The following is a 15,100-nucleotide window of genomic DNA, read 5'->3' on the forward strand; positions in this document are numbered from 1 at the left end:
GCGCGCGGCGAGCAAGCGGGCAGGATCCATCCCTGCCCTCGAGGACCCCCGGACTCTCCATCGTCCGGGCTTCATCGCTCGACCACAGCCCGCCGTCGTCGAGGAGCGTGGATCCGACGCCCTCCCCATCGACGGGATGGGAATAGTATGCGCCGGGTTTTTACCGCGGCGGGTTCGTGACGCTGGCGCGGGGATGATGTGCAGGGAAAACAGCCGGTTGGCTGTCCGGATTATGGAGACAGAGGCGGGATTTGCAGCGCAGCAATTCCTCTTTCGTCATCCTCCGGCGCGCCGCAGGCGCGACCGGGGGACCCAGCGGCGCGCGCGAGCGCGACCCTGTCGGGAGCGCCGCTGTTGGCAGTCTGCCTGAACAGATCGCCTTCGGCGCCGCTGGGTCCCCCGGTCTGCGCGGCTGCGCCGCTTGCCGGAGGATGACGAAAGGAAGGAGGGTGGCCCCTCCCGGTTTGGGAGAGGGGTGGTTCGCGCACGCACCTGGTTTCAAAGATCGACCTCTTCGAACCGGGCATAAAGCCTGGCCAGATTGGCCGAACGGATACGAAACTGACTCCGCCGTTTCAGACGCGGATTGGGCGTTGAGACACCCTCAAGCTTGATGCCCGGGTCATACCAGATTGCGCCGGTTGAGATGGCCAAAAGGAATCGATCAAAGTCAGTACCGGTACCAAGCCGAACGCGGTCACCGTACCGATACTGGACTGGATCGCCCCGTTGACACAGGCTCGGCACGTAGGCCGCCTTGTCGTGCTTTCGGTTCCAGTGGGTGAGCAAACCGGCATAGTGCCACTCCGCAGCAATCTCGCCTTCGTCATTGAGCAGCGCAAAAGAGGCATGGGGGTCAACAATCCTCCCTTTTTCCCTGTCGTAGCCGAGCAGGTTGAGAGTCAGGCCGGTGAGGTCGTTGCGAGTCCAAGCATAGTGCGGACTCGAAAAGTTCAGCCGATCTTCGGTCGACTGATCAGCGTATCCAAACCGTCGGACGAACGAAGCCGCGCCGCCGAGTTTGTAGATTCCGCCGGTCGGTTCGGGCGTCATCAAAGTCAGTTGACCCACACCAAGCCTGTCGAAGCGCGTCACTGCGTGGCTCTTGAGTTCCCACCCTTCAAAATCCGGCTCGCTTCTGCCGTTGGGCGCGATGCCCAGCTCGGCTTCCAAGGTGTAGCCGCCGCAGTTGGTCCCGAGACAAGGACCGATACGACCATCCGTTTGCAGTCGCTGTGCCGGTAGCCAGCCGGACGAAGCAATTGCAGCCAACCGTTCAAGGAGACGATAGCGCGAAGTGTCTGCGGTCCCGATCGGCAAATGTCGGAATGCACCCGTCTCCTCCAAGTCCGCAAGGCGAGCCAGCTCGGCCACCAAGGCTGCATCCTTCGCGGCATGAGCGAATATCTGACCTGACGACGCAACACCGAGGAACAGTACCCGGCCCTCGTCCCGGGTTGCCATTATCTCGTTGGGAGCGCCTTTCGTTCCGCGCAGGAAGCCAGAAAGCCGGACCTCAGGATATTGAGGGTACAGAATGAGTTGGGCGTGAGGAGCGGGGACCGGATCCCCCTCGAACCGAAGCCAGTGCAGGTCCACCGCCGCGCTCAGGATGTGCTTTCCCTTTGGCGTGCTGACAGAGCGGACTTCCCCCATCGGGAGGATGTTCAGAATATCCAAGCTACCCGCGAGGTAGATTTGGTTCTTGGAATTATCGTTCGGCGACAGATACTTGAACAGGAGCTTGATCACTCCTTGGGCGAGCATAGCCCTCTCAATTGTTTTGAGATTCATTGCCCCCAACCCCGTGGTTCGACGGGATTTCCAGTCTGGCCGCCGACGATAACAACCAACTCTGGCAGGCAGCGATAACCTTTGCCATCGGCCATCGGCGAGACCCCTTCAAAGCGCACTCCCATACGACCGCCACCCGCCAGCCCGTTTCAATCAGCCGGCGTTCTGCTTGTATGTCCACCGCCCTGTTCCGCCCGATCTTCTCCCGCCAGAACTCCGGCCGCGTCTTCGGCCATTTGAACAGGTGGCAGTCGTGGCCGTGCCAGAAGCAGCCGTGGACGAAGATCACCGCGCGGTATTTCGGCAGGCACAGGTCCGGGTTGCCCGGCAGGTCCTTGCAATGCAGCCGGTAGCGGAAACCGCGTGCGTGCAGGGCCTTGCGGATCAGCAGCTCCGGCTTGGTGTTCTTGCCCCGGATGCCGGACATCATCCGGCTGCGGGTCGCCGGGTCAACGACGTCAGCCAACAGCCGCCTTCGGCCGTTTTCCGAGCGCGGCGAAGAGGTGCGGCTTCATATGTTCGGCGACGGCTTTCACGGCCGGCACCACAACAGAATTTCCGAACTGGCGATAGGCCTGGGTGTCCGAGACGGGGATGATGAACTCCGCGCCGCGGGGCGAGTCGAAGCCCATCAGGCGGGCGCATTCTCTCGGTGTCAGGCGACGGGGATTCTTGCCCTCTTCCTGCTTCACGAGAATTTCCGAGCCATCCTTGTAATAGCGGGCCGAGAGCGTGCGGGCGACGTCGTCGGGACCGACGAGACCAAAGCCGAAGCCGTTGCCGGCGGCCTGGTGCTTCTCCTTGTAGCGCTGAAGATAGTTCCAGAGATGATCGGTCAGCGTATATTTTTCGGCCACCCGACCCGAGTTGCCCAAGGTGAAGCGCTGATCCGGAATCTCCGTCTCGTCGCCCTCGCGGTGGAGAATCTCCCCGAGCTTCGGAGCGGCCTCCGGCAGGTTCATGTCGGCGAAGCGGAAGCCCTGATCCTCACGGAAACCGATGATGAAAATCCGCTCGCGGTGCTGGGGCGTCCAGTAGCGTCCGTCGATGACGCGGAAGTCGATCTTGTAGCCGAGCTCCTCGGTCAGGACGTCCCTGATGGTCTGGAAGGTCTTGCCCTTGTCGTGGCTGACAAGGTTGCGGACGTTTTCCAGCAGGAAGGCCGCCGGGCGGTGATGGGCGATGATGCGTGCGACGTCGTAGAACAGCGTGCCCTGGGTTTTATCCTCAAAGCCGTGCGCCCGGCCCAAGGCGTTCTTCTTCGACACGCCGGCGATGGAAAACGGCTGGCACGGGAAGCCGGCCAGCAGCACGTCGTGAGCCGGGATATCCGCCGCCTCGATCTTGGTGATGTCGCCGTTGATCTCGTGATCGTCGTCGGGGAAGTTCGCTCGGTATGTCTTCTGGCTGTACTTGTCCCATTCCGAAGTGAAGACGCAGCGGCCACCGATTGATTCAAAGCCTCGACGCAGGCCACCGATGCCGGCGAACAGGTCGATGAAGGTGAAGTCTGCCGGATCGGAATCCTTGTCGCCCCGGATAAGCTTCAGCGCGGGTTGTTTCGCCGCCGGACGGACGGGGCCTTCGATGAAGCCGAGGTCGACTGCCTTGTCGGCCGTCGCCTGGCCAGCCTGTTTCACCATGAGGGCATACTCCGACACGGCCGACTCCGCGCTTGTTCAGCGTGGCAGGTTGGAGAGATTCCGCCAGGAGAACAAGTCAGGAACAACCTGATCATGAACAGGTTTCCGGTTTCCTACCGGAGCGTCACCGTCTGCGCCTTGGCGGGCCAAGCCTGGGGATGACGGAGAAGGCGGGGGATTACGCCCGATCCCTCACCCGCATCGCCCCGCCGGCGCTGGTCTCGACCTCGAACCGCCCCGTCGCCCGGATCAGGTCCGAGAGCTTGGCGTAGCCGTAGCTGCGCTGGTCGAAATCCGGGTAGGCGTTGCGCAGGCGGTTGGCGATGCCGCCCGCATTGACCCAGCCGGCGCCGTCGTCGTCCATGTCGGCGATGACGCTGGCGATGAGGCGGGCGGCCTCGGACGGGGGGCGTTTGCCGGGGGCGGGGGTGGCGCCGGGCTCGGCGGGGGCGGCCGTGACGTCGGACTTGCGGCCGCGGGCGGAGCCGGCGGCGGCGGCGGCGGCGGGCTCGTCGTCATTGTCGGAGACGGCGCGGCCGGTCAGGTTCTCGGTGTAGATGAAACGGGTGCAGGCCTGGCGGAAGCTTTCGGGCGTCTTGCGCTCGCCGAAGCCGTAGACGTCGACGCCCTCTTCGCGGATGCGCGAGGCCAGACGGGTGAAGTCGGCGTCGGAGGAGACGAGGCAGAAGCCGTCGAACCGGCCCGAATGCAGCAGGTCCATGGCGTCGATGACGAGGGCGATGTCGCCGGAGTTCTTGCCCTTGGTGTTGGCGAAATTCTGCTGGGGCTGGATGGCGAAGCGGGCGAGGACGCGGGTCCAGCCCTGGATCTGGGCGGAGGCGAAGTCGCCGTAGATGCGCCGGGCGGAGGCCTCGCCGAGGGTGGCGATCTCGGTGAACAGGGCCTCGGCGATGCGCGGAGAGGCGTTCTCGGCGTCGATCAGCACGGCCAGGCGCGGGGCGCGGTCGGCGGCTCTGGATGGGTCGGTCGCCATGGGCGTGGTGCTCCTCGATGAGGGCCGGTGTGGCGCGGCGCCGCGGGCGGGTCAACCGCGAGGGGGCGCGGCGGCCGGCCTGTGTCGGGCAGCCGACGCAGCGAAACGGCGACGCCGGACGTTGTTGCGCCGACATGGCCTTCGACAACCATTTCCTCGACAGCCTCGACCCCGCCGATCTGGAGGCGCTGTCCCCGCACCTGCGGCCCATGGAGGTGACGCCCGGCCAGGTCCTGATCGAACAGGACAGGGTGGTGAGCGAGGTGCATTTCCCCGCCGACGCCCAGCTGGCCAATCTGGTGCGGTTCTCCGACGGCTGGGCCATCGAGACGGCGGTGGTCGGGCGCGAGGGGCTGTCGGGGCTGGCCCCGGTGATGGCCGGCGTGCCGTGCGGCTGGGAGGTGGCGGCGCGGATCCCGGGGACGGTGCACGTCCTGCCGGCGCGGGTGCTGATGGAGCGGTTCCGGGTCAGCGAGCCGCTGCTGAACCAGCTGCTGCGGCTGTCGTACGTCTATCAGATGCAGGCGGTGCAGCACGCGGCCTGCAATGCGGTGCACACGGCCCTGCCGCGGGTGGCGCGCTGGCTGCTGGCGGCCTCGGACCTGACGCCGGGCGAGGACGTCCGCCTGACCCAGGAGGAGCTGGCCGGGCTGCTGGGGGCGCAGCGCACCACCGTCAACGAGGCGGCCAACCAGCTGAGGGACCGCGGCGCGATCCGCTACAGCCGGGGGGTGGTGCGGGTGCTGGACCGGCCGCTGCTCGAGCGGCTGGCGTGCGAATGCTATGCGATGGAGCGGGGGCGGATCGAGGGGGCGGGGGTGATGCCGTAGGGGGGCCTGGCCCCCTCAATCCTCATCCATCTTCAGCGCCGCGATGAAGGCTTCCTGCGGGATCTCGACCTTGCCGAACTGGCGCATGCGCTTCTTGCCGGCCTTCTGCTTCTCGAGCAGCTTCTTCTTGCGGGTGGCGTCGCCGCCGTAGCATTTCGAGGTGACGTCCTTGCGCAGGGCGCGGACGGTTTCGCGGGCGATGATCTTGCCGCCGATGGCCGCCTGGATGGGGATCTGGAAGAGGTGGGGCGGGATCAGCTCCTTCATCTTCTCGACCATGCCGCGGCCGCGGGTCTCGGCGCGGGCGCGGTGGACCAGCATGGAGAGGGCGTCGACCGGCTCGGCGTTGACGAGGATCGACATCTTGACCAGGTCGCCGGGCTTGTAGTCGGTCAGCTCGTAGTCGAAGGAGGCGTAGCCCTTGGAGATGGATTTCAGCCGGTCGTAGAAGTCGAAGACGACCTCGTTGAGGGGCAGTTCGTAGACGACGAGGGCGCGGGAGCCGACGTAGCTGAGCTCGACCTGGGAGCCGCGGCGGTCCTGGCACAGCTTGATGACGCCGCCGAGGTATTCGTCGGGGGTCAGGATGGTCGCCTTGATCCACGGCTCGCGGATTTCCATGATCTGCATCACGTCGGGCAGGTCGGCCGGGTTGTGCAGGTCGATCTCCGAGCCGTCGCGCAGGCTGATCTTGTAGACCACGCTGGGGGCGGTCGCGATCAGGTCGAGGTTGAACTCCCGGCTGAGGCGCTCCTGGATGATCTCGAGGTGGAGCAGGCCGAGGAAGCCGCAGCGGAAGCCGAAGCCGAGGGCGGCGCTGGATTCCATCTCATAGGTGAAGCTGGCGTCGTTGAGGCGCAGGCGGCCGATGGCGGCGCGCAGGTCCTCGAAATCGGCGGCGTCGACCGGGAAGAGGCCGCAGAAGACCACCGACTGGACCTGTTTGAAGCCCTTGAGGGGTTCGGCGGTGGGGCGTTTCTCGTCGGTGATGGTGTCGCCGACGGCGGCGTGGGCGACCTCCTTGATCTGGGCGGTGATGAAGCCGACCTCGCCTGCCGACAGCTGGTCGACCGGGGTGTTCCTGGGCGTGAAGACGCCGACGCGGTCGACCAGATGGGTCGAGCCCGACTGCATCATCTTGATGCGCTGGCCGGCCTTGAGGACGCCGTCGAAGACGCGGACCAGCAGGACGACGCCGAGGTAGGGGTCGTACCAGGCGTCGACCAGCATCGCCTTGAGCGGGGCGGCGGGGTCGCCCTTGGGGGGCGGCAGGCGGGTGACGATGGCCTCCAGCACGTCCTCGATGCCGAGGCCGGACTTGGCGCTGCACAGGACGGCGTCGGAGGCGTCGAGGCCGATGACGTCCTCGATCTGCTCGCGCACCCGGTCGGGCTCGGCGGCGGGCAGGTCGATCTTGTTGAGGACGGGGACGATCTCGTGGTTGTTGTCGATGGCCTGATAGACGTTGGCCAGGGTCTGGGCTTCCACGCCCTGGGAGGCGTCGACCACCAGCAGGGAACCCTCGCAGGCGGCGAGCGAGCGGCTGACCTCATAGGCGAAGTCGACGTGGCCGGGGGTGTCCATCAGGTTGAGGACGTAGTCGAGGCCGTCCCTGGCCTTGTAGTTCAGGCGCACGGTCTGCGCCTTGATGGTGATCCCCCGCTCCTTCTCGATGTCCATGTTATCAAGGACTTGCGCCGACATCTCGCGCGCCGTCAGCCCGCCCGTGTGCTGGATCAGGCGGTCGGACAGGGTCGATTTGCCGTGGTCGATGTGGGCGACCACGCTGAAATTGCGGATGCGTTCGATGGGAGGGGTCGTCATGGCCGCGCCGGTAGCACGGCGGGGCCGGATCGCCAACGCGGACGGCGTCCCGGGCGGCTCTGCCACTGATTTTGTGGCGGATTACATCGACGTAAGGCGGCGGATTCGCGTTTGAGAAGAGATCGCGAAACCGCTATTCAACGGCCGATGACAAGGATCGCCACGACCGGCGGCCCGACACAGGCGCGCGGCTCCCCTCCGCGCTGCATGGGGATCAGACGTGGCGAACATGATGCGGAACAGCCGGACCGGCGCGGCGGTCCTGACCCTGGCCCTGACGATGGCGCTCGCCGCCTGCGGCGGGGGCGAGGACAGCGCCAAGAAGGCTGAGACCAGGGCGGGCGCCACCGGCGGCAGCAGCCTGACGGTCTCGGTCGCGACGGCCGCGCTGCAGAACCTGCCCCGCACGGTCACCGCCTCAGGCACCGTCTCGGCCTGGGAAGAGGTGCCGGTGGGCGCCGAGACCGGCGGCCTGACCGCCACCGGGGTCTTCGTCGACGAGGGGCGCTACGTCCGGCAGGGCCAGCCGCTGGTCCAGCTCAACGACGCCCTGCTGCAGGCCCAGCTGCGCCAGCAGCAGGCGGCGGTGCAGACCGCCCAGGCCAATGCGGCGCGCGACGACGCGGCCCTGGCGCGGGCGCAGGAACTGAAGGAGCGCGGCTTCCTCAGCCAGGCCGGGCTGGACACCGCCCTCGCCAACCAGCGCTCGTCCCAAGCCAATCTCGCGGCCGCGCAGGCGTCGCTGTCGGAGACCCGCACCCGCCTGGCCCAGGCCACCATCCGGGCGCCCGTCTCGGGCCTGGTGATCAGCCGCAGCGTCACCCGTGGCCAGATCGTCGCCGCCGGGACCGAGCTGTTCCGCATCGTCCGCGACGGCCGGCTGGAGCTCGACGCCCAGGTGCCCGAGACGGAACTGGGCCTGGTGCGCGCCGGTCAGTCCGCGGTCGTCTCGTCCGACGAGGTCGGAGAGACCACCGGAACGGTCCGCATCGTGACGCCCGAGGTCAACGCCGAGACCCGGCTGGGCGTGGCGCGCATCGCCCTGTCCGGCGGCGGCTTCCGCCCCGGCATGTTCGCCCGCGCCCGCATCCAGGTCGGCGACCAGCCGGCCGTGACCGTGCCGATGGCCTCCATCCTGTACCGCGAGAACCGGGCCGGGGTGTTCGTGCTGGGGACCGATGGCCGCGCCCGCTTCCGGCAGGTCGTCGTCCTGTCGCGGACGACGGACCGCGCCGCCGTCAGCGGCATCGAGGCCGGCGTCCGCGTGGTGGTCGAGGGGGCCGGCTTCCTCGGCGACGGGGATCGCGTCACCGTCGCCGCCGCCCGCCCGGCGGCCGCGCCCGCGACCCGCGCGCCCGCCGCCGCGGCGAAGAAGTAGCCCCGGCCATGAAGAATATCTCATCCTGGTCGATCAAGAATCCGATCCCGATCATCCTGATGTTCGTGCTGCTGACGCTGGCGGGCGTCAACGGCTTCATGGGGATGCGGATCAACAACAATCCGGACATCGACTTCCCGCTGGTGCTGGTCGCCGCGGGCCGTCCCGGCGCGGCCCCCAGCGAGATGGAGGTGCAGGTCACCCGGCTGATCGAGGACTCCCTCTCCGGCCTGTCGGGCGTGCGCCACATCAACTCGCAGATCACCGACGGCTCGTCGGTGACCACCATCGAGTTCGAACTGGGCACCGACACCGAGCGGGCGACCAACGACGTCCGCAACGCCATGAGCGGACTTCGGGCCGACCTGCCGCAGGACATGCAGGAGCCGAGCGTCCAGCGCATCGACATCACCGGCGACGCCCTGATCACCTGGGTGGTCCGGGCGCAGACCATGACGCCGGAAGAGCTGAGCTGGTTCATCGACAACGAGGTCAGCCGGTCGCTGCTGGCGATCAGCGGCGTCGGCGAGGTCAACCGCTCGGGCGGCGTGGATCGGGAGATCCGCGTCGAACTGGATCCCGACCGCCTCGCCTCCTACGGCCTGACCGCCGCCTCGGTCAGCCAGGCCCTGACCTCGGTGAACAGCGACCTGCCCGGCGGGCGGGTGACCATTTCGGGCGCCGAGCGCTCGATCCGCACCCTGGGGTCGGCCGGCTCGATCGAGGAACTGCGCGAGACCCTGATCCCGATGGGCGGCAACCGGTCGGTCCGGCTGGGCGACCTCGGCACGGTTGAGGACCACTGGAGCGAACCGCGCCGCCTGGCCCGCTACAACGGCCAGGAAGCCGTCACCTTCAACTTCCTGCGCTCGCGCACGGCCAGCGAGGTCAAGGTCGCCGAACGGGTACGCGAACGCGTGGCCGAGATCGACGAGGCCCATCCCGAACTGACCATCGAACAGGTCACGGCCAGCGTCGAATACATCGAGGAAAGCTACATCGCCTCGCTGGAGGCGCTGCTGCTGGGCGCGGTGCTGGCGGTCGTGGTGGTGTTCATCTTCCTGCGCGACTGGCGGGCGACCTTCATCACAGCCACGGCCATGCCGCTGTCGCTGATCCCCGCCTTCGCCATCCTCGGGCCGCTGGACCAGTCGCTGAACGTGGTCACCCTGCTGGCCCTGTCCCTGACCATCGGCATCCTCGTCGACGACGCCATCGTCGAGATCGAGAACATCGTCCGGCACATGCGCGACGGGAAGTCGCCCTACAACGCCTCGATGGAGGCGGCCGACGAAATCGGCCTGGCGGTGGTCGCCACCACCGCCACCATCCTGGCGGTGTTCGCGCCGGTCGGGTTCATGCCGGGCATCATCGGCCAGTTCTTCAAGGCCTTCGCCCTCGCCGCCTGCGTGTCGGTGGCGTTCTCGCTGGTCGTGGCCCGGACGCTTACGCCCCTGATGGCGGCCTATCTGCTGAAGCACACCAAACATGAGGACGCCGATCCGTTCTGGATGAGCGGCTATCTGAAGTCGCTGCGCTGGTCGCTGGGCAACCGCTGGAAGGTGTTCGGCATCGGCACCGTCCTGTTCTTCGCCTGCGGCTTCCTGGCTACCCGGGTGCCGTTCGAATTCTCGCCGTCGGGCGACGAGGGCCGCGCGGCCTTCTCGGTCGAGCTGCCCCCCGGCGCGACGCTGCGCCAGACCGACGCCATCGTGCAGCGGCTGACCCGCGACCTGCAGCAGCAGCCGGAAGTGACCTCAGTGTTCGCCCAGATCGGCGGCCAGGAGGTCAACCAGGCCAATCTCTACGCCGACATGGTGGACAAGGGCGACCGTGCGCTGAGCCAGCAGGAATTCGCGCGCAAGATGGTCGACGGCTGGAAATCCATTCCGGGCGCCCGGATCGGGGCGGGGACCGGCAACCAGGGCGGCGGACCGTCGGACGGCACCAGCTACACCTTCGCCATCCTGAGCGACAATCCGGAGGCCCTGCAGGCCGCGGCCCGCAAGATCGAAGCCGAGATGCGGACCGTTCCCGGCCTCGCCAATGTGGTCAACACGGCCTCGATCGCCCGGCCCGAGATCCTCGTCGTGCCCCGGCCGGACCAGGCCGCCCTGATGGGCGTCTCGACCCGTGACATCTCGCAGACCATTCGCGTCGCCACGCTGGGCGACATCGCGCAGAACCTGCCGAAATACAATCTCGGCGACCGCCAGGTGCCGATCCGGCTGCAGCTGACGTCAGACGCGCGCGAGGACCTGTCGGTGCTCGAGAACCTGCGCGTGCCGACCAATACCGGCGGCGCCGTGCCGCTCAGCGCCGTGGCCGACATCCAGTTCGGCGCCGGCCCGTCGCAGGTGCTGCGCCAGGACCGGGCGCGGATCGCCTCGATCACCGCCGAGCTGGACGGGATCCGTTCCGGCGAGGCCGCCGCGGCGGTGCAGAAACTGCCCTCGGTGAAGGAGCTGCCGCCGGGCGTCCGCCAGGTGCCGGCCGGGGACGCGGAGTTCATCCAGGAGATGATCACCGGCTTCGCCATCGCCTTCGCCACCGGGGTCCTGCTGATGTACGCCGTGCTGGTGCTGCTGTTCCGCAGCTTCGCCTATCCGGTGACCATCATGGCCTCGCTGCCGCTGGCCATCGGCGGAGCGTTCGTGGCGCTGATGATCGGCGGCTCCAGCTTCTCGATCTCGTCGCTGATCGGGGTGCTGATGCTGATGGGCATCGCGGCCAAGAACTCCATCCTTCTGGTCGACTATATCGTCATGGCGGAGAAGGACGGGATGACGCGGTTCGAGGCCATCATGGACGCGGCGCACAAGCGGGCGCGGCCGATCCTGATGACCACCTTCGCCATGGGCGCGGGCATGATGCCGGTGGCGGTGGGCTGGGGGGCGGATGTCGAATTCCGTCAGCCGATGGCCATCGCCGTGGTCGGGGGCCTGATCTCCTCGACCTTCCTGTCGCTGCTGTTCATCCCGCCGATCTTCACCATCGTCGACGACATCTCCGGCTTCTTCAGGCGGCGGATGGGCAAGATGTTCGCCAGCCAGCGTCACGAGCCGAACCGCGGCGGCGAGCCGGCCCCGGCCGAGTAGGCGGCGGCAGGCGGACGGCCGGCGCTATTCCGGCAGCCCGTCTGTCACCAGCCTGCCGCCGGTGTAGCGGATATCGTCGGTGACCTCGCGCAAGGCGAAGTCCGGCATCGGCCATGCGGCCATGGCGTCGGCGTCGGCGAACTCAGCCTCGGCCATGACGAGGCCGGAGAGGGCGCCCTCGAACACGTCCACCGACACATCGGCGCCCGCGACCTTTCCGAGGTAGTGCCGCGTCTTGCGCAGCACCTTTCCGGGCAGCGAGGACAGCAGCCGGTACTCCTCGGGCGAGAGATAGATCGAGGTCAGCAGGCGGATCGATGCACTGACGTCGGCCTTGCGGCCCAGCCGGCGCATCGGGGCGCCGCCGTCCAGCGGAACCGCCTCACGGAGCCGGAGCTGCGTCCCCTCGACATAGAGATCGGTGAACGCCTCGCTGCGCACCACCCTGTCGAAGGGCACGGCGCGGCACAGCCAGCGGCGCTCGCGCTCGATCCAGGCGTATTTCGCCTTGGGCCACCCCAGGGCGGCGGCGGTCGTCTGATCAATCTCCGGCAATCCGTCCTCCGTTTCGGGTGAAGCCTGGACCCGCCGCCACCTCCCGGCCAGCCATGGAGGGACGCCAGGGCCGACCCGCCGGTCAGGAAAAAGCCGGCCGGGGTCTCCCCCGGCCGGCCCGTTCCGTTCCGCCTGACGGCGGCGCGATCAGTATTTGATGCGCAGGGTGGCGCCGTAGGTCCGCGGCGCGCCCAGGAAGGCGTCGTAGGTCTGGGTGTCCAGGGCCGGGTTGTAGTAGGTGCCGTTCGGCTGGACCGTCGTCTGGAACGCCGAGCCTTGCAGCGGGGCGTTGTAGGCGACCTGGATGTACTCCTCGTCGGTCAGGTTCTGGACCCAGAACTCGGCCGTCCAGCGCTCGTCCGCGGTCCCGATCAGGAAGCGGCCGTTCAGGGTGGTGAACGCGTCCTGCTGCTTGAAGGGGATCAGGTCCGAGCCGGTGTTGTAGTCGCTCATGTATTTGCCGGCGAGGCTGAAGCCGACGCGCAGGTCTTCGCCGATGTTGCGGTCGAAGTTGATCGACAGCGTGCCCGACCATTCCGGAGCGAACGAGGCCTCGGCTCCGGGCAGCAGCGACAGCTGCGGGAAGTTGCCCGGGTTCGCCAGATCGGCGGCCGTGAACTCGCCGTACTGGGCGTCCGTCCATGTCACGCCGCCCTGGAAGCTCAGGCCTTCGATCGGCGAGAACCACAGGAAGTCGGCGTCGACACCGCGCGAGGTCAGCTCGGGGATCGACTCCACCACGAAGGCGGTGCCGAGGAAGGTGTTGAGCTGGAAGTCCTCGAACGTCTGGTCGAAATAGGTGGCGTTCAGCAGCAGGCTGCGATCCAGCAGGGTCATCTTCACGCCGGCTTCGTAGCTGTCCACGACTTCCGACGGGAACAGGGTCGAGGCGGTCGGGGTGATGCCGGCCTGCACGCGGTCGAGGTTGTAGCCGAAGCTCTTGTAGCCGCGGGCGTACGAGACATAGGTCAGGATCGACGGGCTGAGGCGGTAGGACGCCTTGACCGTGCCGCTGATTTCGCTGTCGTCGAATTCCTCGGAGATGGCGCGGTTGTTGAACGCGATGTTCGACCACGGAAGGCAGAAGTTCCCGAGGATCGTCGGGGTGGCGGCGCCCAGCACCGCGCCGATGGCCCCGGCGTTGGCGAGCGCCGCGCCGCAGGTTCCGCCGTTGCCGTTGGTGTTGGTCTGCAGCCCCGTCAGGCTCTTGTCGTCCATCGTGTAGCGCAGGCCGACGGTCAGATCGAACGCGTCGGTGACGTGCCAGGTGTTGTTGGTGAACAGGGCGATCGAGGTCGATTCCTGCTCGTAGCGGTCCTCGAAGCCCTGGCCGACCGTGAAGCCCGGTCCGCCGCCGCCGACGGCGCCGCCGGTGCCGAGGCAGGTGCCGAAGCCGACCGGCGTCTGGCCCGCCACCGTATAGCAGCCGATGGTGTTCGGGCTGATCGGCAGGGCGGGGTTGGCCGCGTTCAGCCGGGCGCTGAGCAGGAACGACAGGAAGGGAGTGTAGTCAGCGCCGAAATACCAGCTGTCGGTGCGGCCGATGTCTTCCTTGGTGGCGAAGAAGCCGACCAGCCAGTCGAGGGCGTCGGTCTGACCGGCGAGGCGGATTTCCTGGGTCAGGTTCTCGACCGTGTAGCCGTAGTCGCCGTCCTGGACGCGATAGGCGATGTCCGCGCCCGTGAAGTCGATGTCCTGGCCGAGGCTGGACGACCAGTCACGCCACGAGGTCACGGAGGTCAGGGTCGCGCCGCCGAACATGGACGGCAGGTCGATGTTGGCCTCGAGCGAAACGCCCTTGTCCTCGACTTCCTGGCCGGTCGACCGGTTGGCGAAGCCCTGCCGCGAGAAGGGCAGCAGGTCGAAGCCGGCGGCCGGCGGCCGCTGGCCCGTCCCGTTCGAGAGGCCGTCGACGAACGGATAGGTCGGGCCGGTGCGGATCTGGGCGCCGACGCAGCAGTACTCGTCACGCGACGAATAGTCGGCGATCAGGCGGAGCGAGGTGTTGTCGTTGGGCAGCCACAGCAGCTGGCCGCGAACGGTGCCGAAGTCCTGGTTGTTGTCGTCCGTTTCCTGACGCGGGCCGTCACCGGTGTTGATGTCCATGAAGCCGTCGCGCAGGCGGCGACCGGCGTACAGGCGGAAGGCCAGGGTGTCGCTGATCGGGCCGGTGACCGAGCCCGAAACGGCCATGGCGCCGTAGTTGCCGATGGTGGCCTCGGCGTTGAAGCCCGGCGTGAACGACGGGGCCTCGGTGATGATGTTGATGACGCCGGCCGAGGTGTTCTTGCCGAACAGGGTGCCCTGCGGGCCCTTGAGGACCTCGATGCGGGACAGTTCGCCCAGGTCCCCGAAGCCGACCGAGTTGCGCGAGCGATAGACGCCGTCGATGACCACGCCGACCGAGCTTTCCAGGCCGGGGTTGTCGCCGACCGTGCCGACGCCGCGGATACGCGCGGTGGTGGAGGCTTCCGACGAGGTCGAGGTGACCGTCAGGCCGGGGGTCAGGATCTGCAGGTCCTTGATGTCGCGGACGCCCGCGTCCTGCAGGGTCTCCTGGGACAGGGTGGTGACCACGATCGGCACGTCCTGCAGGTTCTGCTCGCGCTTCTGCGCCGTGACGATGATGTCGTCGACGGTGGTGGCCCGCTCCTGCCCGGTGTCCTGGGCGGCGGCCCCGCCGGCGAAGCCGAACGCCACAGCGCCGACGACGGCGGCGGACGCGGTGCTGCGAAGAAGGTTGGTAAGGCGCATGGTCGCTCCCCGACATTGGCCGGGGTCCCGCATGGAACGGGTTGCCGCGGCGTTTCCTGATCCCTGGCCCGCGCCCTTCTTGCGGAGCGCGGAAACTCCAGTGTTCGGGGTAATCCAAGCTGGACTCCGCCACAAGCATTCGGGGCCCGCCCAGCCCCATTTCAGCCATGGCCCCAGCCTGACTGTGACGCAAAAGCGACAGAAACCGATGACGTTAGGTCAATATTCGC

Annotated in this window: 10 protein-coding genes; 3 read left to right on the plus strand and 7 right to left on the minus strand. The window is 67.5% G+C overall.

Features of this window, described 5'->3' with window-relative positions; all coding sequences use genetic code 11:
• Positions 1-498: 498 nt before the first annotated feature.
• The 4 genes from VEA62_RS07450 to VEA62_RS07465 form a co-directional block, all read right to left on the minus strand.
• A complete protein-coding gene (locus tag VEA62_RS07450) occupies positions 499-1,794 on the minus strand; it encodes an MvaI/BcnI family restriction endonuclease (RefSeq protein WP_324820156.1) in 1,296 nt (431 codons plus the stop codon).
• Positions 1,775-2,260: a very short patch repair endonuclease gene (locus VEA62_RS07455; protein WP_324820158.1), complete on the minus strand. Its 486-nt coding sequence runs from the start codon at positions 2,258-2,260 to the stop codon at positions 1,775-1,777. The genes VEA62_RS07450 and VEA62_RS07455 overlap by 20 nt, the downstream gene beginning before the upstream one ends.
• The gene (gene dcm, locus VEA62_RS07460; protein ID WP_324820160.1) at positions 2,253-3,455 is read right to left on the minus strand and encodes a DNA (cytosine-5-)-methyltransferase; all 1,203 of its coding nucleotides are present in this window, start codon (positions 3,453-3,455) and stop codon (positions 2,253-2,255) included. The genes VEA62_RS07455 and dcm overlap by 8 nt, the downstream gene beginning before the upstream one ends.
• 160 nt (positions 3,456-3,615) lie before the next feature.
• The gene (locus tag VEA62_RS07465) at positions 3,616-4,431 is read right to left on the minus strand and encodes an NYN domain-containing protein (protein ID WP_324820162.1); all 816 of its coding nucleotides are present in this window, start codon (positions 4,429-4,431) and stop codon (positions 3,616-3,618) included.
• Positions 4,432-4,565: 134 nt separating this feature from the next.
• Here VEA62_RS07465 and VEA62_RS07470 point away from each other — a divergent pair, with 134 nt between their 5' ends.
• Positions 4,566-5,261: a Crp/Fnr family transcriptional regulator gene (locus VEA62_RS07470; RefSeq protein WP_324820164.1), complete on the plus strand. Its 696-nt coding sequence runs from the start codon at positions 4,566-4,568 to the stop codon at positions 5,259-5,261.
• Between the two features lie 15 nt (positions 5,262-5,276).
• On the opposite strand, the gene lepA is transcribed toward VEA62_RS07470, so the two are convergent.
• The gene (gene lepA / locus VEA62_RS07475; protein WP_324820166.1) at positions 5,277-7,085 is read right to left on the minus strand and encodes a translation elongation factor 4; all 1,809 of its coding nucleotides are present in this window, start codon (positions 7,083-7,085) and stop codon (positions 5,277-5,279) included.
• 229 nt (positions 7,086-7,314) lie between these two features.
• On the opposite strand from lepA, the gene VEA62_RS07480 reads away from it, so the two are divergent.
• Both VEA62_RS07480 and VEA62_RS07485 read left to right on the plus strand, forming a co-directional pair.
• On the plus strand, positions 7,315-8,463 hold the full coding sequence (locus tag VEA62_RS07480) for an efflux RND transporter periplasmic adaptor subunit (protein ID WP_324820305.1): 1,149 nt from the start codon (positions 7,315-7,317) through the stop codon (positions 8,461-8,463).
• Positions 8,464-8,471: 8 nt separating this feature from the next.
• Entirely contained in the window at positions 8,472-11,561 is a 3,090-nt protein-coding gene (locus VEA62_RS07485) for an efflux RND transporter permease subunit (protein ID WP_324820168.1), read from the plus strand.
• Positions 11,562-11,585: 24 nt separating this feature from the next.
• Here VEA62_RS07485 and VEA62_RS07490 read toward each other — a convergent pair whose 3' ends face one another.
• Together VEA62_RS07490 and VEA62_RS07495 are read right to left on the minus strand one after the other, a co-directional pair.
• Positions 11,586-12,116, minus strand: a complete 531-nt coding sequence (locus VEA62_RS07490; RefSeq protein ID WP_324820170.1) for a hypothetical protein — start codon at positions 12,114-12,116, stop codon at positions 11,586-11,588.
• A gap of 147 nt (positions 12,117-12,263) precedes the next feature.
• Positions 12,264-14,870, minus strand: coding sequence for a TonB-dependent receptor (locus VEA62_RS07495; RefSeq protein ID WP_324820171.1), 2,607 nt, complete (start codon positions 14,868-14,870; stop codon positions 12,264-12,266).
• Positions 14,871-15,100: the final 230 nt, after the last annotated feature.

Source organism: Brevundimonas sp., assembly GCF_035627475.1.
Taxonomy (GTDB): Bacteria; Pseudomonadota; Alphaproteobacteria; order Caulobacterales; family Caulobacteraceae; genus Brevundimonas.